A 19,431-nucleotide genomic window follows, 5' to 3' on the forward strand; every position below is an offset into this window, starting at 1 on the left:
TTTCGCATATTGATATAGCGGCACAAGTTTTCGCAGGGATTTTCCTGCCGGGGGATGAAACAGGCGCTGGCGGCGTTCCCTGCGGCAGCGCGCACTGTTCTGCGGCCCCCGGGTAAAATTTTTCACTGTGGCTGCTAGTCTTTGCAGAGTGTTGCCATCTGGCATCTTCTGTTCCGCGGCCGTTAGAATACGCCGCCATAAATGGACGTGCCGGCGACTCGGGGTCTTCTGAGCCGAAAACGGGCGCGGAATAATCAACTACCGGAAATCATGCGGGATCACTAATGGGAAACAAAACGGCACTCTACGATGCCCACGTCGCCATGGGCGGCAAAATGGTGGATTTTGGCGGCTGGGACATGCCGCTGCACTACGGCTCCCAGCTGGACGAGCACCACAAGGTGCGCACCGATGCCGGTATGTTCGACGTATCCCATATGACCGTGGTGGATGTCGAGGGTGAGGGCGCCACCGCCTACCTGCAAAAGCTGCTGGCGAACGATGTCGCCAAGCTGGCCGGCACCCCGGGCAAGGCCCTGTATACCGGTATGCTGAATGACAAGGGCGGTGTGGTCGACGACCTGATCGTCTACTTCCGCGACCCGGATTACCGCGTGGTAGTCAACTGCGCGACCCGGGAAAAGGACCTGGCGTGGATGAACCAGCAGGCCCAGGCCTTCGATGTCACCCTCACCGAGCGCCCGCACCTGGCAATGGTTGCCATCCAGGGACCGCAGGCCATCGACAAGGTGAAGCAAGTGATGGGTATCGACTGGACCGCTGCCATCGATGGCCTCAAGGTGTTCCACAGCGTCGCCCGCGGCGACTGGTTTGTGGCGCGCACCGGTTACACCGGCGAGGACGGCCTGGAAATCATGCTCAACAACGAAGATGCCCCCGGTTTCTGGCAGGCGCTGGCGGATGCCGGCGTTGCCCCCTGCGGCCTGGGAGCGCGGGATACCCTGCGCCTGGAAGCGGGTATGAACCTGTACGGCCACGAGATGGACGACGACACTTCCCCGCTGGAGGCGAATATGGGCTGGACCATCGCCTGGGAGCCGGAGTCGCGGGACTTTATCGGCCGCGAGGTGCTGGTGGCGCAGAAGCAGGCAGGCGTGGAAAACAAGCTGGTGGGCCTGGTGCTGGAAGAGCGCGGCGTTTTGCGCGCTGGTCAGTCCGTAGTGGTGGACGGCTCCGAACGCCGCGGTATCATCACCAGCGGCACCTTCTCGCCGACCCTCGGTTACTCCATCGCCATGGCCCGGGTTCCGGTGGCCGTGGGTGAGACCGCGGAGGTGGAAATCCGCAACAAGCTGGTACCTGTGCGGGTCGTGAAACCGAGCTTCGTGCGCAATGGCAAACCGCTGGTGTGAGTGCACGCTTACTCCGCAGCGCCGACACTTTTTGAATACTGATTTAATTGCATACACTGTTTAGCAGTTTATTTTGAGGGAAACGCTCATGAGCGAAATTCGCAGCGAACTGAAATACGCCTCCAGCCACGAGTGGGCGCGGCTGGAAGAGGACGGCACCGTCACCGTAGGCATCAGCGATCACGCCCAGGATGCACTGGGTGATGTGGTTTACGTGGAAACCCCGGAAGTGGGTACCACCCTGTCTGCCGGCGACGAGGCGGGCGTGGTTGAGTCGGTAAAAGCGGCGAGCGACATCTACTCGCCGATTTCCGGCGAAGTGGTAGCGGTGAACGAAGCGCTGGAAGACGAGCCGGAGACCGTCAACTCCAGCCCCTACGACGACGGCTGGTTCTTCAAGATCAAGCCCAGCGATGAAAGCGAGCTGGGCAAGCTGCTGGACGCCGACGCCTACAAGGCGGAGAGCGAAGAGGACTGATCACCTCTTTCATTCGCGACAAAAAAAACCGGGCATTGCCCGGTTTTTTTTGTCGCTAGATTCGGCCGTTCGTCAGTCGTAGGAGACCGCCTGGCGCACTTCCGGATCGTTGATCAGCTGGTCCAGCTGTGCCTTGTAGGCCAGCAGCACGTTGTTTTGCGGGGACTGGCTGGCCTGCTCGTCAACCACGTCCCGCTCCTTGATGTTCTTGGAAACCAGTTGCCCGCGGGCCAGGTCGTACACCAGGATGTTGGTGTCGGTATCGAAGTTGAATGCGGACACCCAGTTCAGGTTGATGCTGAAGTACCACTCGTTCAGGACCAGGGTAATCATTTTGGTGGCATCCCGCTCAAGCAGCAGGTCCTGTACCTGTTCGCTATCGGGCAGTTGTTTCAGGTCTGCAGCCTTGGCGCTCCAGCCGGTGTTGTTGAGGCCGGTCACCAGGCGGTGCTCCAGGAACTGGGCCAGGGTGCGCTGCTTGTCTTCGGGCTCGGTAGCCAGAACCTGCTTGACGTGCCAGTCCACGGGAATACCAAAAGAGGCGTGCGCTTTGCCCACATAGGTTTCCGCTTTGCCGTCCTTTACCCGCTGACGCTGGTCGATCACCGAGATCAGTACCGGCTCGCGTACCTGGTATTCCGGCTTGGCACTCTGCTCTTCCAGCGCCACCGGCGTGACACAGGCGGTGAGGACGAATGGAAATGTCAGAAGGATGAGTTTCTTTAGCATTGTTGTTGTCTCTTTATCTGGTGAGTTTTACAGACACCCGGTCGCACATGTGCGCCCCAATGTCCCGCGTGGCATAAAATTCTACAATTTTATGGTTTTGTAGTCGATTACAGGCTGTTACACACAGGTGTGGCCTGGAAAAGGCGGGTGAGAGGCTATTGGTCCGGAGTGGGGGAGCTTTCGTGCTGCGGCTGCATCAGTGCCTTGAGGCCCAGGTCCTGCAGGTAGCCGTGCAGTTTTTCCTCGATCTGCTCCGGGCATTCCATCTTCAGGACCTGCTGCAGCAACCGGTCCAGTTCGCGCTTGTTCACCTCCCGCAGTGCGGCCTTGACCCGCGGCAGGTTGGTGGCATTCATCGACAGCACGTCGTAACCCATGGCCACCAGCAGCAGGGCGCCGCCGGGGTCTCCCGCCAGCTCGCCGCAGATACCCACCTTGGTATTGGTTTCATGACCGGCAACCACTACCTGTAACAGCGCCTGCAATACCGCCGGGTGGAAGCTGTGATAGATACCGGCCACCCGGCTGTTGTTGCGGTCGACCGCCAGCAGGTACTGGGTGAGGTCGTTGCTGCCCACGGACATGAAATCCACCCGTGCCGCCAGCTCCCGCGCCTGGTAAACCGCGGAAGGTACCTCGATCATGATTCCCAGTGGTGGGCGTTTGATCTCGTAGCCCTCATCGACCAGCTCGTCGAAGGCGCGGTCCACCAGTTTGCGCGCCGCCTCCAGTTCGCTGACGCCGCTGATCATCGGCAGCATGATGCGCAGGTTGTCGAGCCCCAGGCTGGCTTTCATCATCGCCCGCACCTGGGCGAGGAAGATCTCCGGGTGGTCGAGGGTGACGCGGATACCGCGCCAGCCCAGGAAGGGATTGGTTTCCTCGATGGGGAAGTAGGCCAGCGCCTTGTCGCCGCCGATATCCAGGGTGCGCATGGTGACCGGGCGCGGCGCAAACGCCTGTAGCTGTTCCCGGTAGATCTCCCGCTGTTCCTCTTCCGAGGGGAAGCGGTCCCGCAGCAGGAAGGGCACCTCGGTGCGGTAGAGTCCGACCCCTTCGGCGCCGCGCTCCAGGGAGCGCACCACGTCGGCCATCAGGCCGGTATTCACCCACAGGCGGATGCGGTGGCCGTCGGCAGTTTCGCAGGGGAGCTTGGCGAGGTAGTCCAGGTTGGCCGCCAGCTCTCGCTCTTCCGCAACAATGGCGTCGTAGCGGCGTTTGAGTTCGGGGCCGGGGTGGATATGCAATTCGCCGCGGTAGCCGTCCACCACCAGCTCGGTGCCGTCCACCTGCTCCCACGGCAGCTCCTGGGCACCCATCACCGCGGGCAGGCCCATGGCGCGGGCAATGATGGCGACGTGGCTGTTGGCGGAACCCTTGACCGAAACCAGGCCGGCGAGCTTCTCCCGCGGCACATCCGCCAGTACCGCCGCAGTGAGTTCCTCGCCTACCAGTACCGTGTTGTCCGGGTAGTCCCGCTGGCTCTGTTCCTGCTGGCGCAGGTGCATCAGTACCCGCGCGCCCAGGTCGCGCACATCCGCGGCGCGGTCGCGGAAATAGGAGTCGGACATGGCCTCGAAGCGGCGCACGTGTTCCAGCATCACTTCGGCCCAGGCGCGGCTGGCGGTGAGCTGCTGGCGTATCCGCTCGCACACCTCCACGGCAATGGAATTGTCGTCGAGCATGCTGATGTAGGCATCGAACAGCGCGCGCTCTTCCTTGTTCAGGTTGTCCTTGAGCCGCTCTCCCACGTCGCGGATCTCTTCCCGCGCAGCCGCCAGTGCCTGGTGAAACAGTGCCAGCTCGCCCTCCACATCCATGCTGCAGGCGAAGGGTACCGCGGCGAGGTTGGCGGGAGGCGCGACGATGTGCGCGCGGCCGATGGCGACCCCGGGAGAGGCCGCGAGGCCGGTGAATTTTGCCTCATTGCGCTGCTGGCCGATGGTGGCGAGTGCGCCGGTGGCCTCGGCGTGGGCGATAACGCCGGCGAGCTGCGCGGAAAGGGTGACGAGGAAGGCCTCTTCACCCTCGTCGAAGCGGCGCTTTTCGGCCTGCTGGACTACCAGTACGCCGAGCACATTGCGGTGATGGATGATCGGGGTGCCGAGGAACGCAGAGAAGCGCTCTTCGCCGGTGGCGGGGAAGTATTGGAATGCCGGGTGGGCTTCGGCCTGCTCCAGGTTGATCGGCTCCTCGCGGGTCACCACGTTACCCACCAGACCCTCGCCGGGCGCCATGTGCACCTGGCCCACAGAATCCTTGTTCAGGCCCTCGGTGGCCATCAGCACATAGTTGCCGGACTGCTTGTCGAGCAAATACACGGAGCACACCCTGGTTTCCATGACCTCGCGCACCCGGCGGACAATGATGTCCAGCACTGAGTGGAGGTCCCTGGCGGTGTTGACTTCCTGAACGATACTGCGCAGTGATCCGAGCAAATTGGCATCCTCGCCGTGTGTACTTTACTCCCGTTGTGCCGGCCCGGAGCGGGCGGGCGCGCGGGATTGCGGGGCGGCCGCCCGCGGGGCAATCAGCGCTCGCGCTGATACCAGTGTCTTTCCAGTTGCAACTGGGTGGGCGCGAGCTCCGTGAGTGCGCGCCGGTATACCTCGCGCTTGAAGGTCACCACTTTGGTCAACGGGTGCCAGTAGCTGACCCAGCGCCAGTGATCGAATTCCGGTTTGTAGCCGTTGTTGAAGCTGATGTTGCTTTCATCGGCCTCCAGCCGCAGCAGGAACCATTTCTGCTTCTGGCCGATACACAGCGGTTCCGAGCGCTTGCGCACCAGTCGCTGCGGCAGCCGGTAGCGCAGCCAGCCGCGGGTCGCGGCCAACAGGGTGACCTGGCTGCGCGTCAGCCCCACTTCTTCGTATAGCTCCCGATACAGTGCCTGTTCCGGAGTCTCGCCGGGGTTGATACCGCCCTGGGGAAATTGCCACGCGTCTTTGCCGCCCACCCTGCGCGCCCACAGTGCCTGGCCGCGTGTATTCAGCACAACGATGCCGACGTTGGGGCGGAAGCCCTCGCTGTCGATATTGCTGTCGTTACCCGAAGTGTTACCAGTGGCTTCCGCGGCCTGCCGGCGATTGTTTTTACCGGCATTGGGCTTGTCGTTGCGCGTGGAGTTTCTGGCGGGTCTGCGGCGTTTTTTTCGCCCGGCGGGAGTTTGCTTGCCGTCGCCCAAAATTCCATCCTCAATTCTGTACGGTGTAGTCCTCGCCACACCTATTGCCAAGCATTGTTCCACAGCGACCGAATTACGGCAATTCAGTGATATCAGTCTGTGTATGGCCGGCCCATGCGGGGTAAAATCGCCCGCCGCACGGGCGAAATGGGCGACAACCTGCGGTGCTGGCTGCAAAGCACTGCTGCTGTGAGCCGCTGCGCAGGCAGTTCGGGATGGATGCCACAAAACGTAGTCCGCAGGATCACACAGGCGTCACCAGTGCCCTATATTGAATAAAAGGAGATTTCAGTGCAGTTGGCGATTTTTGATCTGGACAACACCCTTATCGGTGGCGACAGCGATCACGCCTGGGGCGAGTTTCTGGTTGCCCGGGAGTGCGTGGATGGCGAGCGTTTCCGCAGTGAGAACGATCGCTTCTACCGGGATTACCAGCGCGGTGAGCTGGATATCTTCGCCTATCTGGAATTTGCCCTGGAGCCGCTGGCGCAGTTGTCCAGGGGCCAGCTGGAGAACCTGCAGCAGGAATTCATGGAGGAGGTAATCAGTGAAATCTGGTTGCCCCATGCGGAATCGCTGATCGCGCGCCATCGGGATGCCGGTCACCACATCATGATCATTACCGCCACCAACCGCTTTGTGGTCGAGCCCATCGCCACCCGCCTGGGGGTGGACACCCTGCTGGCCACGGAGCCGGAAGAAGTGGCGGGTCGCTTTACCGGGCGTGTGGCCGGAGAGCCCTGTTTCCAGAGCGGCAAGGTGCTGCGGCTGCAGCAGTGGCTGGCGCAGAACGCGCAGTTCGAGCGCGGGGAAAAGTGGTTCTACAGTGATTCCATCAACGACCTGCCGCTGTTGCAGCAGGTGGAGCACCCGGTTGCGGTGGATCCCGACCAGCGCTTGCGCCGCGAAGCGCTGGAGCGGGGCTGGCAGGTGATCAGCCTGCGGGATAAAAGTTCGGCGTACGTCGATGCGCTGAACCTGTGAGGCCCGCGGCGACGGCAGCCGGACGGCAACAGATGGAATGGCAGTTTAAATTGGCGACAATTCAGGATTCGGGAAGCACACAACAGTGATCAGAGCAGTGCCTTTTGCAGTAATCAACCGGGCTTTTCCGCCGCTGGCAGCGGCAGCAATGGCAGCGCTATTGCTCGCCAGCGCCGGCTGTGAAAAGAAAGCGGAAACTGAGCCGGCCTCCGAGCCCGCCGCGCAACAGGTGCCCACCGTGAGCACCGCCGCGGCCGAGGAGTTGAGCCGGGCCCTGTGGCAGGCCGGGCAGACCCAGGTCATCGATGCCCAGGCCGCGACGGAGGCCCTGGAGCGGGCGGTGCGTACACTGCTGGAATCTCCCACTGAAGACCATCTCGAGGCGACCAAGCTGGCGTGGCTGGACGCGCATCGGGAACTGGCCGCGGCACTGCCGTACATCCAGGTGGCATTTGCACCCGGGGAGCTGCAGCAGCAGGGCGCGGGCCTGATGCTGGCGCTGGACAGCTGGCCTGCCCAGGCCGGTTACCTGGACACGGTGCCGGGCTATTCCGACAGCGGCATCGTCAACGACACCGCCATCGAACTCACCCTGATGAACCTGCGCAAACAGCACCGTCTCACCGCCCACGAGGAGGCGAGCACCGGGTTTCACGCCCTCGAGGTCATGCTCTGGGGGCCCACCAGCGAGCGCACCGCGACCCAGTTTGAGGCCGCCTCCGGTGGCGAACACCCGGAGGCTCTGGCGGCCAACCGGCGTCGCGAGCTGACCCGCCTGATTGCCGAAGGCATCGGAGAGGATGTCCACGCGCTGGCGAACCGCTGGCCGCTGTCCGCCAATGACCTGTCCCAGCAGTTCCTGGCACAGGCGCCGGCGGCGCGCCTGCAGACCCTGCGCGGGGCCCACGTCAAACTGCTGCGGGACGAGGTGCTGCCGCGCATTCCCGAGAGCTCGGAGAGTGATGTGGAGAGCGGTCGCGCCGGGGATTCCAAGCAGGCGCTGCTGGCGATGTTGCGCACCCTGCAGGGCAACTGGGTACCGGAAAGTGGCAGTGGCCTGGCGGACCTGATGCTGGACCAGCACCAGAGCGCGGCACTGGCACAGGCGTTTACCCTGCTGGAAGCGCGCCTGCTGAAAATGGAGGACCCGATCGAGCTTGCACACCCGGATGAACTGCAGCGCAGCAGGCAGCAGGTCGAGGGAATTATCGGGCTGATTTCCGGGGAGACCCGGGTGCCTGCGCGGGAGGAGGATATTACCCCGGTGAGCCTGACCAGCCCTGCGGGATAAACCTGCGGAAACGAAAAAACCCGGGCAGAGCCCGGGTTTTTTGTCTGGGGTTCGCTGGGGCTGGGATTACCAGCGGCGAACCGGACCAGTATCTACGTGTACGAAGTTGGACTTCGGGTAGTAGCCTACGCCACCGGCCTTCAGTTCCAGCGCCGCCTTGCGCAGCTTGGACAGGGGCACGCCAGGCATGCGGATGTCCAGTGCCATGCCGCGAGTATGGTAGCTGCGGCGTGCTACACCGCGGCCTGCGGCGCGCAGTTTGGCGTTGGTTTTCGGCGAACGGTAGCCCGAGATAATCTCGATTTCACCGTTATGGCCCAGCTTTTCTTTCAGTTTGTACACGATGTCGAACAGTTTCGGGTCCATGCGTGTAACCTCGTTCGCGCGGTGGTCGCGCAGCAGTCGGTTGAACTGCTTGAGGCCGCTGCCCAGGTAGTCGCCTTCTGCCCAGTATGCTGTGCTCAGGCGCTCACCGGTGTGCAGGTTGCGCATCTTCAGAGTGCGCGATTTACCTACTTTCGCCAGTGCCGGGCCGGCTGAAACCGCCGCCGCGGTCGCTGCAGAAACTGCTAAAAACCTGCGTCTGGAAAGTTCTTTCATACCCTGTTACCGCCTTTGGTTGTGATGAGTGATGCCTTGTTTGAGTTGCCTCCGGTGCCACTCGGTATGGCTGCACTGTACAAAAAATGACCTTTGGTTACAAACAGATCCGGGGTAATGAGGAATTGATCAAAAAACGATCTGGAAAATTTAATTCTATGCTACTACCGCATGTGAATTTTTGTTGCCGGTGGGCCACAAAAAAACCTTCCAAATGGATGACAACGTTGTCATTAGTGGAACTTTATTTTTCTGTGACTCGGGGGTTCCAGAACCGGGCGTTCAGGCCGAGAGGCAGTGTTCTCGCGGGCTTTAGCGAGGTGAAATGGTGAATTGGGCGGCTTTCCGGGGGCTGGTGGAGGGGGAGGGCAGACCAACGGGAGGGCGGCTGGGCAACAAATTGCTCTATTGCGCGGGGATGGGAGGTAGTCAGTGCACCCACTACATTGCGGCGCCAGGCGACCACAGATAGAAGAATCGTTCTGAGAAGCCGTTTGGGGCCGCAAAAGGACAGCGGTCCCGGGATACCGGCCTAAAGAAGGAGGCGCTTCACCGGTCCAGGTGGTAGATGTCCGGGCGGAATTGCACGCGGCCGAGGGGGTCCACCCAAGCGGTCAGGTAGGTAATGAAGACGGCGGGTGGGTTGTCCACCCTGATGGTGACGGATTCATCGCCGGTGGTGGCCTGGGCTACCCGGGTTCTGTCCCAGCCCTGGGGCTTCAGCAGGGCATAGGCCAGCTCTTCCGGCTCCTCCAGGCGGATACAGCCGTGGCTGAACGCGCGGTGGTGGTGTTCGAACAGGCTCTGGGCCTGGGTGTCGTGCAGGAAGATCGCCTGCTTGTTGGGGACCACAAACTTGACCCGCCCGAGGGTGTTGCCCGGGCCTGCGATCTGCCGCAGGGTGGCCTTGCCGCTGGCGGCGCTTTCGATCCCCTTTTCTGAAATCGGGTTGGTGTTGTTGGTGCCGTACTTCACCACCCGGTAGCCGCGCTTGTGCATGGCCTCGGGATTGCTGCGCGCCTTCGGCAACAGGTCGGTGAGCAGAATGCTGCGGGGCACCGTCCAGGTGGGGTTGAACACCACCGACGCCACCTTGCTGTTCATCGAAGGGGTGCGTTTGCTGCTTTTCCCCACCACGGTTTTCATCGCCAGGGAGACTTTCTGTTTCTCCACCAGCTGCAGCTGGTACTCGGGAATATTCACCAGAATATAGCGCTCGCCGGGGGCGTCGGGCAGTTTGTCCCAGCGGCTCGCATTCAGCTCCAGCAGGCGTGCCAGTTCCGCCGGCGGGCGCGCCAGTTCTGCCAGCGTGGCGTCGTCGGCACTCCCGGTGACGGCCAGGCCGTGGCGGCGCTGGTAGCGTTCCAGCGCATATTGCACTCCCGCGTCGAAGCGCTGCGGATCACTGGCGCGCAATTGCACCGGGCCCGGAAAGCCGGTGTAGTCGCCGTAGCTGCGCAGCAGTTTGCGCAACTGCGCCACCCTGGGGGTCCGCTGTCCCGGGTGCAGGGGGGCGCCCGCATCCAGCGGGCGCCAGCTTTGTGCAATGGTGCGATAGCGTTGCGCATGGGTGCGCAGTTGATCGCCGGCGGTGGCGAAATCCACGGCATCCGGCGGCGGCAGGCGGGCGGCGCCGGCGGGCGACAGCAGGCCACCGCTGCACAGCGCAATGGCGCTCAGCAGTATTTTCCAGTGGCGTTTATGGGCTGAACGGGTCGACATGGTAACCCCCTCCCGCTACTCGCGGCTGTTGTCCACCAGGTTCTGCTGGTGGTCGCGCCCGTAGATATCCGGGCGAAAGTTCAGCAATCCTTCCTCATCCACCCACGCTGTCCAGTAGGCGATGTACACCGGAATCGGGCGCAGTAATTCCACTGCGCGGGTGCGGGTCCCTGTGGTTACACGAGCCAGTTTTTCTTCGTTCCACTTGCGGTGGCTACCCTGGCTATCCAGCAGTATCTGCGCCAGCTCCTGGGGTTTCTCCAGGCGGATGCAGCCGTGGCTGAAAGCGCGCTGTCGCTTTTTGAACAGTGTCTTGTGATTGGTGTCGTGCAGGAAAATGGCCTGGCGATTGGGAATCACGAACTTGAACCGCCCGAGGGCGTTGCCTTCACCGCCGCGCTGCTGCAGGGCGACGCTGCCGAGGCGCAGGGCGCGCAGGTTTCTGCCGCTGAACGGCACGGATTTGCCGCGGTTGTTGACCAGGCGATAGCCGCCCGCTACCAGCTTGGCACTGCCCTTGGGCAGCAATTCCCGCAGGGCGATGTTGGCAGGTACCGTCCAGGTGGGGTTGAACACCACCCGGGTAAGCCGGGTAGCCAGCTCTGGCGTGGCGTGCTTGGGTTTGCCCACCACCACCCGCATGCGGTACTGCTCGCGCTCGCGGTCGATCAGTCGCAGGGTGTATTCGGGAATATTGACCAGGATATAGCGCTGCCCGAGATCCTTGGGCATCTGCTGCCAGCGCTGGAGATTGGCGTCGAGCACCGCGAGCTTCTGTTCCGGCGGTGTATTGAGTTCGGTGCGGGTATTTTTGTCGACGATGCCGTCGGCGCGCAGTCCATGGCGGCGCTGGAAGCGCTCCACCGCGCGGCGCAGGGCCTTGTCGTAGTGCTCCGGATTCCGGGTGGCCTCGCTGTCGCCACCATCCATATCCGCCGTGAGTGGCAAGTCACCGTACTGCATCAGCAGCGAGCGCAGCATCCTGACCCGGTTGTCCTGCATACCCGGTGCCAGCGGTTGCCCGTCCGGCAGGGGCTGCCAGACATCCTCCTGTGACAGCGCGTGGTAGCGCGCGCGCTCTTCCCGCATCAGGGCGTACTGGCGGCCGTAGGGAGTAAACGGACTGTAACCATCCAGCCGGTCAGGCTGGCTGCCGGTGGCCGCCGGCCCGGCCGTCTCCTGCGCGGACTTTTCCTCTGCCGCTGTACTGGATTGCTCGTCGCTGCGCCCGTCGCCCGCCGCCTGGGTGGCGAGGGAAATCAGCACCGCGGCCAGGGCCGCGCGGTTGAGCAGTGGATTGGTCGACTGGCTGTCACCCTTGTGTCCCATGGTGTTACCCCTGAACCCGGAAGTCTGCAAGCCCAAAAAAGTCGGCTCGCCGGAGTGCGCCGGGCGGCCGTTATGTTCTTAATTGGTAACTTGTGACCGGGGTGGAGCCAAATTCGATTGGGGTATGCGCGGGGGAGCCTTGGCGAGGATTAGGAATAACCCCCGGGCGGCGGGGGCCGCGCGGGGGTGTGGAGGGCAGGGCGACGGAGGTGGCCTCCGCCGGACGGTCAGTCGAACTGATTGGCGGCGAGGCCGTCCTTGCCGTAGATGTCGGGGCGGAACTGCATGCGGCCCTCACCGTCCACCCAGGCGGTCCAGTAGGTGACGTATACCTTCACGTTGCGCGACATCTTGACCTCGGTGGTCTGGTCACCGGTGGTCAGCTGCTCGATACGGAAGCGGCTCCAGTCACCGGGCTCGTCCCGCAGCAGGGCCTCGGCCAGCTGGCGGGGCTTGGCCAGGCGGATACAGCCGTGGCTGTAGTCGCGGTCGGTGAGGGTGAACAGGCTCTTGGCGCGGGTATCGTGCAGGTAGATGTCGTCCGAGTTGGGAATCTCGAACTTGATCCGGCCGAGGATGTTCTTTTCACCCCCTTTCTGGCGCATCAGGAAGCCGCCGCTGGCGGCAGTGCGCAGGTTCTGCGGGGTCAGGGGCAGGTATTCGCCACTGCCGTTAACCACCCGGTAACCCATGTTTTCCATGCCGTGGGGGTTGGCGCGGGCCTTGGGCAGAATCTCGTTAACCAGGATGCTGCGGGGCACCGTCCAGGTGGGGTTGAAGACCACGCGGGCGACGCGGGTGGATATCTCCGGGGTCTGGTGGATGTCCTTGCCCACCACCACGTTCATGGACAGTTTCACCCGGTCGTGCTCCACGTATTTCAGGCGGTAGCCGGGTACGTTCACATGGATGAACGTATCGCCCAGGTTTGCCGGCAGCTGTTCGCGGCGGCGAATATTGGCCTCGATGATATGTGCGCGGGCGGTGGGCGAGATGTTCAGGCGCTCGCGGGTGGCGTTGCCCACGATGCCGTCCGCCCTCAGCCCGTGGCGCTCCTGGAAGCGCACCACCGCCTGGTGCAAGCGCTGGTCGAACTTGTTGCTGTTGGGCTCGTTGCCATAGCTGTAGTAGTCGCCGTAGAGCGCCAGGATGTTGCGCAGGATGGCGACGTTCGGGTGCTTGGCGCCGAGTGTCATCGCGGGTCCGGCAGGCAGCGGGCGCCAGCGGCCACTGCTGGCCATATTGCGGTAAAACGCCAGCTGTTCCCGTAGGGCCTGGGCGTCGCCGCCGTAGGGGGTATTTTCCGCGATCCACATGCCTTCGCCGTGGGCCGGTGCCAGGCCGCGGCCTTCCTCCGACAGGTTGCGAAAGCGCGGCATTACCCGCGGGTAAGTCTGCGGATAGCTGCGGGTACTGTAGCGGGATGCGTGGCTGGAACCGTAGGTGGACGGCCGTGACTGGGCACCGTTATAGCGCTGGGTGTAGTAACGGGAGCGGTCCACGGATGGGTTGGCGCGGTTGTAGCCGCGGAAATACTGGCGCCCGCTGTTATCCGCGGTCGGGGCAAAGCGGGTGCTGGCCATCTGGAAGCCGCCCTCGGTCAGGTTGACCGGGGTGATGTCGCGCTGGCGCAGCTGTCGGTGCTTTTTCGGGCTCTGGGGCTTGAGTTCGTCCAGTTGGGTATCCTGGGCGTAGGAGATGAACGCATCCGTGAGCAGTACGTCGAGTACCGCGGCCATCTGCAGCCGCTGCGGCGTATCCCGCAGGGTGCGGTCGAAGTACCCCAGGTGGTAGCGGTAGTCCACCATGCTGCTGGGGTTACCAGAGCTGGAGGCGGTGAGCTGCTTGAGCAGGTCGTTGGCGGTATCGCTCAGGCTATAGTTGTCGAACCACAGCAGGCGATAGTCCGTGCGGCGGTAGATCCGGCGCACCGCGATCGGGTTGAAGATGGGATCCTGTGCCGGCCAGGCGTCGGGATTGTCCTCCAGCCAGTTGACCAGGTGAGGGCGCACGGCCTGTTCCGGCAGTACCGGTACGGTTTTCTGGTTCGCGGTAAAGGCGTAATACAGGGCAAACAGACACAGGCTGCCCAAGGTCAGCATGGGCAGTAGCGACTTGCGTTTGCGACGCTCTGGAATGAAATATGACATGGGACCTCAGCGATACAGCAGGGCGCCGGTTTACAGTGCGGAAGCCGTTGCCCGATCGTTCATACCTTCCCAACCCCGGCACACCTATCCCCATCTGATCGACCGGGTAAATCCCGAGCCGACGGTGCACCTGCGCCGAGCATCCCGCGCGACCTTCCATTTTTATAGGCGCATGAAGAGACCGCTTTGCGCGTAACTCAACATGCGTCTGCCTGTGAAATTAAGTATGGCAACAAATGCAAAATTTGCTTGGCGCGAACTTCATTTAACCTTACGCCGGGCACTGGAGCTGACGCGGCGGACCCGGCGGTCGTCCCTGCTCGATGGTCTGCTCCCAGAGCCGGGTGGCACCGCGATCATCCACCGCGACCAGAGTGCTGGCGCGGGTGCCGTACCCGCTTTCCATGGCGGTGTAGGGAGGGTCTCCGGCGGGGAGGTCGGAACGGCCGATGCGCACGAAAATGGACGACAGGGCCCGCTCCAGTTGCGGCCCCACACCGGTATCCGGCAGTTGCGGGGGAGGGTAACGCTCATCGTTGGCCAGCAGCGCCAGCGCCGGGGCGACGAAGTTACTCTGCGTCAGTGGCGCCTCGGGGGTCGCGGCCAGGGTATTGACCAGTGCCGCCAGCCCCTCGCAGCCGCGCTGGACCTTGGGCCAGGGGGCGTCGGGAGCGCCGTTGGATATGCCGTGGAAGCCGGGAGTGACGCTAAACGGCTGGTGGCGATTGCCGGCCCACACCAGCTGCGGTGATTCAGCGATGGCAAACAGCAGGGCGTTGAATCCCTGGTAGCGCCTGCCATCGAGGGCGCCGGCAAATGCCTCCGGCGGCTGGCAGCCGGTGAGAAAATCCACCGGAATTTCGCCCCGCGAAAGGGGGAGTGGGGGTGGCGCGATACCGGGTTCGCGCATATTGGTGACCGCCGCCACCCGGCCGCCAGGCGCGATACCGAGCCAGGTGCCGCCGGCTTCCAGGTCGCGACCGGCAACCAGCGGCCGGTCTTGCCAGGAGTGGGCCGCTGCACTGGGGCGCCGGTAAAACTCATCGCGATTGGCCAGTAACAGCAACGGAAAGCGAGGGTGCTGGCGGTAGGCGATCAACAGGAGGCACATGGCATCTCGCATTCGTCATTTGCAAAGTGCCATAATAGCGCCCATTTGCGGAAAACTGCGGTCTGAGCATGCTGACTTACCCCGAGATAAATCCCGTTGCGATTGCCATTGGCCCCCTCAAGGTCCACTGGTATGGCCTGATGTACCTGGCAGGTTTTGTCGCTGCCTGGTGGCTGGCGCTGCGCCGTGCGGCCAAACCCTGGTCGCCGGTGATCAAGTCCGAAGTTGAGGACATGATCCTGTTCTGCGCCATCGGTGTGGTGGTGGGCGGTCGCCTCGGCTACATGTTCTTCTACAACTTCCACGAGCTGGTGGCCAACCCGCTGAGCCTGTTCAAGGTGTGGGAGGGCGGCATGAGCTTCCACGGTGGCCTGATCGGCGTGATGGTGGCCGCGGTGCTGTACGCGCGCAAGATTGGCACCACCTTCCCGGCGCTGATCGATTTCGTCGCGCCGCTGGTGCCCATTGGTCTGGGGCTTGGCCGTATTGGCAACTTTATCGGCCAGGAACTCTGGGGGCGGGAGACCGATGTGCCCTGGGGCATGGTATTCCCCCGCGACCCGGATTTGCTGGTGCGCCACCCGTCCCAGCTGTATCAGGCGTTCCTCGAGGGGCTGGTGCTTTTTGCGGTGCTGTGGATTTTCTCCAGCAAGCCGCGCCCGCGCCTCGCGGTAGGTGGTCTGTTCCTTCTTTTATATGGTGTCTTCCGTTTCCTGGTGGAGTTCGTGCGTCAGCCGGATATCGGCATTGACGTCATGTTCGGCTGGCTCACCCGTGGCCAGCTATTGAGCCTGCCGATGATCGCGGCCGGAATCCTGCTGCTGGTGTGGAGTTATCGCACCCAGCCGCTGCCGGAAGGTCGTTCTGAGGCGGCTGAAGACCTGAAACCCACAGCCAAGGGCGGTGCCAAATAATGCAGCAGTATCTCGACCTGATGCGCCATGTGCGCGACAACGGCACCCTGAAAAGCGACCGTACCGGTACCGGCACCCGCAGCGTATTCGGCTACCAGATGCGCTTTGACCTCGCTGCTGGCTTCCCGCTGATCACCACCAAGAAGTGCCACCTGCGCTCGATCATTCACGAATTGCTGTGGTTCCTGAAGGGCGACACCAACATCGCCTACCTGAAGGAGCACGGCGTGCGCATCTGGGACGAATGGGCGACCGAAGACGGTGACCTGGGGCCGGTATACGGTTATCAGTGGCGCTCCTGGCCCACTCCGGACGGCCGCCATATCGACCAGATCAGCGAGCTGGTGCAGCAGATCAAAACTCGCCCGGACTCGCGCCGCCTGATCATCAGCGCCTGGAACCCGGCGGATTTGCCGGATGAAGGTGTGTCGCCCAGCGACAATGCCCGCGCCGGCAAAATGGCGCTGGCCCCCTGCCACGCGTTGTTCCAGTTCTATGTCGCCGACGGCAAACTGTCCTGCCAGTTGTACCAGCGCAGCGCCGACATTTTTCTCGGTGTGCCCTTCAATATCGCCTCTTACAGCCTGCTGACCCTGATGCTGGCGCAGGTGTGCGGACTGCAGCCCGGTGAGTTCATTCACACCTTTGGCGACGCGCACCTGTATTCCAATCACACCGAGCAGGTGGAAGAGCAGCTGTCCCGGGAACCGCTGCCGCTGCCGCAGATGGTGCTCAATCCCGAGGTGACGGACCTGTTCGGATTCCGTTTCGAGGACTTTGAGCTGCGCGGTTACGAGGCCTACCCGCATATTCCTGCCCCGGTGGCAGTTTGATGGTGGCTGCAATCAGCACGCCACTGGCGATGATCGTGGCCACCGCGCGCAATGGCGCCATCGGCCGAGAGAACACTTTGCCCTGGCGTATTTCCGGCGACCTGCAGTTTTTCAAGCGCACCACCCTCGGCAAGCCGGTGGTGATGGGGCGCAAAACCTTCGAATCCATCGGTCGCCCGCTGCCCGGGCGGTCCAATATCGTGATTACCCGCAACCCGGACTGGCGGGCCGATGGGGTCACGGTTGTGTCCAGTTTGGAACAGGCTTTGCAGGCTGCAGATACCGTGGCCCGGCGCGACAGTGCTGCCGAGATCATGGTGATCGGCGGGGCGCAGATCTATCGCCAGGCGTTGCCTGTGGCGGCTCGGTTGTATGTGACCGAAGTTGAAGCTGACGTCGAGGGCGATGCTTTCTTCCCGGCGATAGGAAATGACTGGAAAGAGGTCGCTCGGGACTGTTACCCGGCCTCGGAACGAGATGAATACAACTACTGCTTAGTTCAGTACGACAGGTTGAAATAAGAACAACTTGATCAATCTTCGGCCTTTCGGTTAAGTTTGATCGTTAATTGTACAGCGTAGGCCGCCGCAATTGTGTGCATGAACCCCGAAGTTGTTACCCGGGTGTTACTCTGCTACTCAGGCTGGGTGACTCAGTCATTCGGCATTTGAATAATCAATTCGGCTGTTTACAATGTGCGGCTCTTAGCTGTCTTCAAGCCTAAATCTAACCGCGTTGTGGCAGCTAACTCATCGCGACCATGTTGTGAAATATTGAACCCACTGGGGGGTCTAATGAAAACCAAGCGATTCATGGCTGTGGCGCTGACCACTGCGCTGTCTGCCGGCGCACTGTACGGTAGCGTAGCCACTGCGGATACACTCGACACCGTCCTCAAGGTTGGCCAGCAGAAAACTGCTGCTGCAACTGCATCTCAAAAACGCATCGACAAGATTGCTCAGGAAACTTCTGACCTGCTCCAGCAGTTCAAGGTTGTGAACAAAGAGATCGACGGTCTGCGCGTGTACAACCGTCAGCTCGAAAAGCAGCTGGCAAACCAGCTGGCCGTAATCAAGGACCTCGATGAGTCTATCGACCAGGTAACCGTTATCGAGCGTCAGATCCAGCCGCTGATCCTGCGTATGCTGGAAGGCCTGGAGCAGTTCGTTGAACTGGACGCGCCCTTCAAGCTGGCCGAGCGTAAGGCCAACCTGGAGAACGTTAAGAACAATATGGACCGTTCCGATATCACTGTAGCGGAGAAATTCCGTCAGGTGCTGGAACTGTACAACTTCGAAGCGGAATACGCGCGCAAGATCGACAGCTACGGCGACACCCTGAACGTGAACGGTCAGGACCGCGAAGTGAACGTACTGCAGATCGGTCGTATCGCCCTGGTAGCTCAGACTACCGATTCCAAGATCTCCCTGGCCTATGACAAAGAGCAGAAAGCTTGGGTTGAGATCGATTCCGGCGAATACCGTCGCGCCATCATGCAGGGTCTGAAAATCGCCAAGAAGCAGGCCACTACCGACATCATGACTATGCCGATTCCGGCTCCGGAGGCTGCGCAATGAAAACCTCTATCGCCAAACGCGTCTTTGCAGTAGCAGCGGCTGGCCTGATCAGCGTTTCCGCTGTAGCCCAGGACAAAGCTACTTCCCTGGACCAGCTGCTGAAGATGGTTCAGAGCTCCAAAATCGCCGAATCTGCCGAGCACAAAAAGCGCGAAGCAGACTTCCGTCGCCAGAAAGCCAACCAGGCTTCCCTGCTGAGCCAGGCGGAAAACACCCGCACTTCTGAAGAGGCCCGCTCCGCGGCGCTGGAGAAGAAGTACGAAGAACAGGAACTGCTGGTTCAGCAGAAGCGCCAGCAGCTGGACGAGCGCCTCGGCTCTCTGAAAGAACTGTTCGGTCACCTGACCTCTACCGCCGGCGACCTGCGCGCAAACCTGGACACCTCCCTGGTTTCCGCCCAGTACCCGGGCCGCGCCGAGTTCCTCGATCAGCTGATCGACAAGATGAACTCCGCTACCAAGCTGCCGACCATCCAGGAAATCGAGCGTCTGTGGTACGAGCTGCAGCGTGAGACCGTGGAATCCGGCAAGGTTGTCAAGTTCAACGGCACCGTGATCAAGCCCGACGGCGAACAGGCCGAACAGGAAGTGGTACGTGTTGGTAACTTCAACCTGGTTTCCAACGGCAAGTACCTGGAAATGAACGACAACCAGAAGATGGCCGAACTGATCCGTCAGCCCGACGGCAAGTTCCTGAGCATGGCGTCTGACCTGCAGGCTGCCACCAGCGGCTTCAGCCCCTTCGGTCTCGACCCCACCGGTCCTTCCGGCGGTTCCTACCTGAAAGCCATGATCAACAGCCCGAGCCTTGTTGAGCGCTGGCACCAGGGTGGCATCGTTGGTTACATCATCTCCGGTGTTGGTGTAGTTGCGGTACTGCTGGCCATCTGGCGCCTGATCGTACTGTCCGGTGTTAATGCCAAGGTTAACGCGCAGCTGCGTTCCTCCACTCCGAACACCAACAACCCGCTGGGTCGTGTTCTGTCCGTAGCGGAAGAGAACAAGGGTGTCGACGGTGAAACTCTGGAGCTGAAGATGGAAGAAGCGGTGCTGAAAGAGCGCCCGGCCATCGAATCCGGCCTGAACCTGCTGAAGATCATCGCCATGGTGGCCCCGCTGCTGGGTCTGCTGGGTACCGTTACCGGTATGATCATCAC

The 19,431-nt window shown here is 62.0% G+C and carries 17 protein-coding genes; 9 read left to right on the top strand and 8 right to left on the bottom strand.

The genetic code is table 11. The annotated features are described in order from the left end of the window. The first annotated feature begins 284 nt into the window (after positions 1–284). A complete protein-coding gene (gene gcvT / locus QZ511_RS03475; RefSeq protein WP_295799002.1) occupies positions 285–1,373 on the top strand; it encodes a glycine cleavage system aminomethyltransferase GcvT in 1,089 nt (362 codons plus the stop codon). An 88-nt stretch (positions 1,374–1,461) separates the two neighbouring features. Next, entirely contained in the window at positions 1,462–1,851 is a 390-nt protein-coding gene (gene gcvH, locus QZ511_RS03480) for a glycine cleavage system protein GcvH (RefSeq protein ID WP_295799006.1), read from the top strand. Positions 1,852–1,923: 72 nt separating this feature from the next. Here gcvH and QZ511_RS03485 read toward each other — a convergent pair whose 3' ends face one another. The 3 genes from QZ511_RS03485 to rppH all read right to left on the bottom strand — a co-directional run bounded on the left by QZ511_RS03485 (position 1,924) and on the right by rppH (position 5,614). Next, complete coding sequence (locus tag QZ511_RS03485; protein WP_295799008.1) at positions 1,924–2,580, bottom strand: hypothetical protein; 657 nt, start codon at positions 2,578–2,580, stop codon at positions 1,924–1,926. Between the two features lie 155 nt (positions 2,581–2,735). Continuing rightward, entirely contained in the window at positions 2,736–5,018 is a 2,283-nt protein-coding gene (gene ptsP / locus QZ511_RS03490; RefSeq protein WP_295799010.1) for a phosphoenolpyruvate--protein phosphotransferase, read from the bottom strand. Between the two features lie 92 nt (positions 5,019–5,110). Further along, positions 5,111–5,614 (bottom strand): RNA pyrophosphohydrolase, encoded by a 504-nt coding sequence (rppH, locus tag QZ511_RS03495; RefSeq protein ID WP_295799044.1) that lies wholly within the window; start codon positions 5,612–5,614, stop codon positions 5,111–5,113. A 441-nt stretch (positions 5,615–6,055) separates the two neighbouring features. On the opposite strand from rppH, the gene QZ511_RS03500 reads away from it, so the two are divergent. After that, positions 6,056–6,748 (top strand): HAD family phosphatase, encoded by a 693-nt coding sequence (locus QZ511_RS03500; RefSeq protein WP_295799012.1) that lies wholly within the window; start codon positions 6,056–6,058, stop codon positions 6,746–6,748. Between the two features lie 148 nt (positions 6,749–6,896). Next, the gene (locus QZ511_RS03505) at positions 6,897–8,039 is read left to right on the top strand and encodes an imelysin family protein (RefSeq protein ID WP_295799014.1); all 1,143 of its coding nucleotides are present in this window, start codon (positions 6,897–6,899) and stop codon (positions 8,037–8,039) included. A gap of 66 nt (positions 8,040–8,105) precedes the next feature. Here the strand turns inward: QZ511_RS03505 and QZ511_RS03510 are convergent, their stop codons facing one another. The 5 genes from QZ511_RS03510 to QZ511_RS03530 all read right to left on the bottom strand — a co-directional run bounded on the left by QZ511_RS03510 (position 8,106) and on the right by QZ511_RS03530 (position 14,951). Beyond that, positions 8,106–8,639: a DUF882 domain-containing protein gene (locus QZ511_RS03510; protein ID WP_295799018.1), complete on the bottom strand. Its 534-nt coding sequence runs from the start codon at positions 8,637–8,639 to the stop codon at positions 8,106–8,108. A gap of 549 nt (positions 8,640–9,188) precedes the next feature. After that, positions 9,189–10,361, bottom strand: coding sequence for a L,D-transpeptidase family protein (locus QZ511_RS03515; protein ID WP_295799021.1), 1,173 nt, complete (start codon positions 10,359–10,361; stop codon positions 9,189–9,191). A 15-nt stretch (positions 10,362–10,376) separates the two neighbouring features. Continuing rightward, positions 10,377–11,690, bottom strand: a complete 1,314-nt coding sequence (locus QZ511_RS03520) for a L,D-transpeptidase family protein (protein ID WP_295799023.1) — start codon at positions 11,688–11,690, stop codon at positions 10,377–10,379. Positions 11,691–11,917: 227 nt separating this feature from the next. Continuing rightward, a complete protein-coding gene (locus QZ511_RS03525) occupies positions 11,918–13,840 on the bottom strand; it encodes a L,D-transpeptidase family protein (protein ID WP_295799024.1) in 1,923 nt (640 codons plus the stop codon). A gap of 271 nt (positions 13,841–14,111) precedes the next feature. Further along, positions 14,112–14,951: an NRDE family protein gene (locus tag QZ511_RS03530; protein WP_295799027.1), complete on the bottom strand. Its 840-nt coding sequence runs from the start codon at positions 14,949–14,951 to the stop codon at positions 14,112–14,114. A 68-nt stretch (positions 14,952–15,019) separates the two neighbouring features. Here QZ511_RS03530 and lgt point away from each other — a divergent pair, with 68 nt between their 5' ends. The 5 genes from lgt to QZ511_RS03555 form a co-directional block, all read left to right on the top strand. Further along, positions 15,020–15,865: a prolipoprotein diacylglyceryl transferase gene (lgt, locus tag QZ511_RS03535; RefSeq protein ID WP_295799029.1), complete on the top strand. Its 846-nt coding sequence runs from the start codon at positions 15,020–15,022 to the stop codon at positions 15,863–15,865. Beyond that, positions 15,865–16,698 carry a thymidylate synthase gene (locus QZ511_RS03540; protein WP_295799031.1) on the top strand — a complete coding sequence of 278 codons (834 nt, stop codon included), beginning with the start codon at positions 15,865–15,867 and terminating at the stop codon, positions 16,696–16,698. Before lgt ends, QZ511_RS03540 begins: the two co-directional genes overlap by 1 nt. Further along, on the top strand, positions 16,698–17,219 hold the full coding sequence (locus QZ511_RS03545; RefSeq protein WP_295799034.1) for a dihydrofolate reductase: 522 nt from the start codon (positions 16,698–16,700) through the stop codon (positions 17,217–17,219). The genes QZ511_RS03540 and QZ511_RS03545 overlap by 1 nt, the downstream gene beginning before the upstream one ends. Positions 17,220–17,492: 273 nt before the next feature. Further along, positions 17,493–18,275 carry a DUF3450 domain-containing protein gene (locus tag QZ511_RS03550; protein WP_295799037.1) on the top strand — a complete coding sequence of 261 codons (783 nt, stop codon included), beginning with the start codon at positions 17,493–17,495 and terminating at the stop codon, positions 18,273–18,275. Beyond that, positions 18,272–19,431, top strand: a 1,160-nt coding sequence (locus QZ511_RS03555) for a MotA/TolQ/ExbB proton channel family protein (RefSeq protein WP_295799039.1), incomplete at its 3' end; no start/stop codon positions are given. The genes QZ511_RS03550 and QZ511_RS03555, both read left to right, overlap by 4 nt.

It is taken from the genome of uncultured Microbulbifer sp. (genome assembly GCF_913055755.1).
Taxonomy (GTDB): Bacteria; Pseudomonadota; Gammaproteobacteria; order Pseudomonadales; family Cellvibrionaceae; genus Microbulbifer.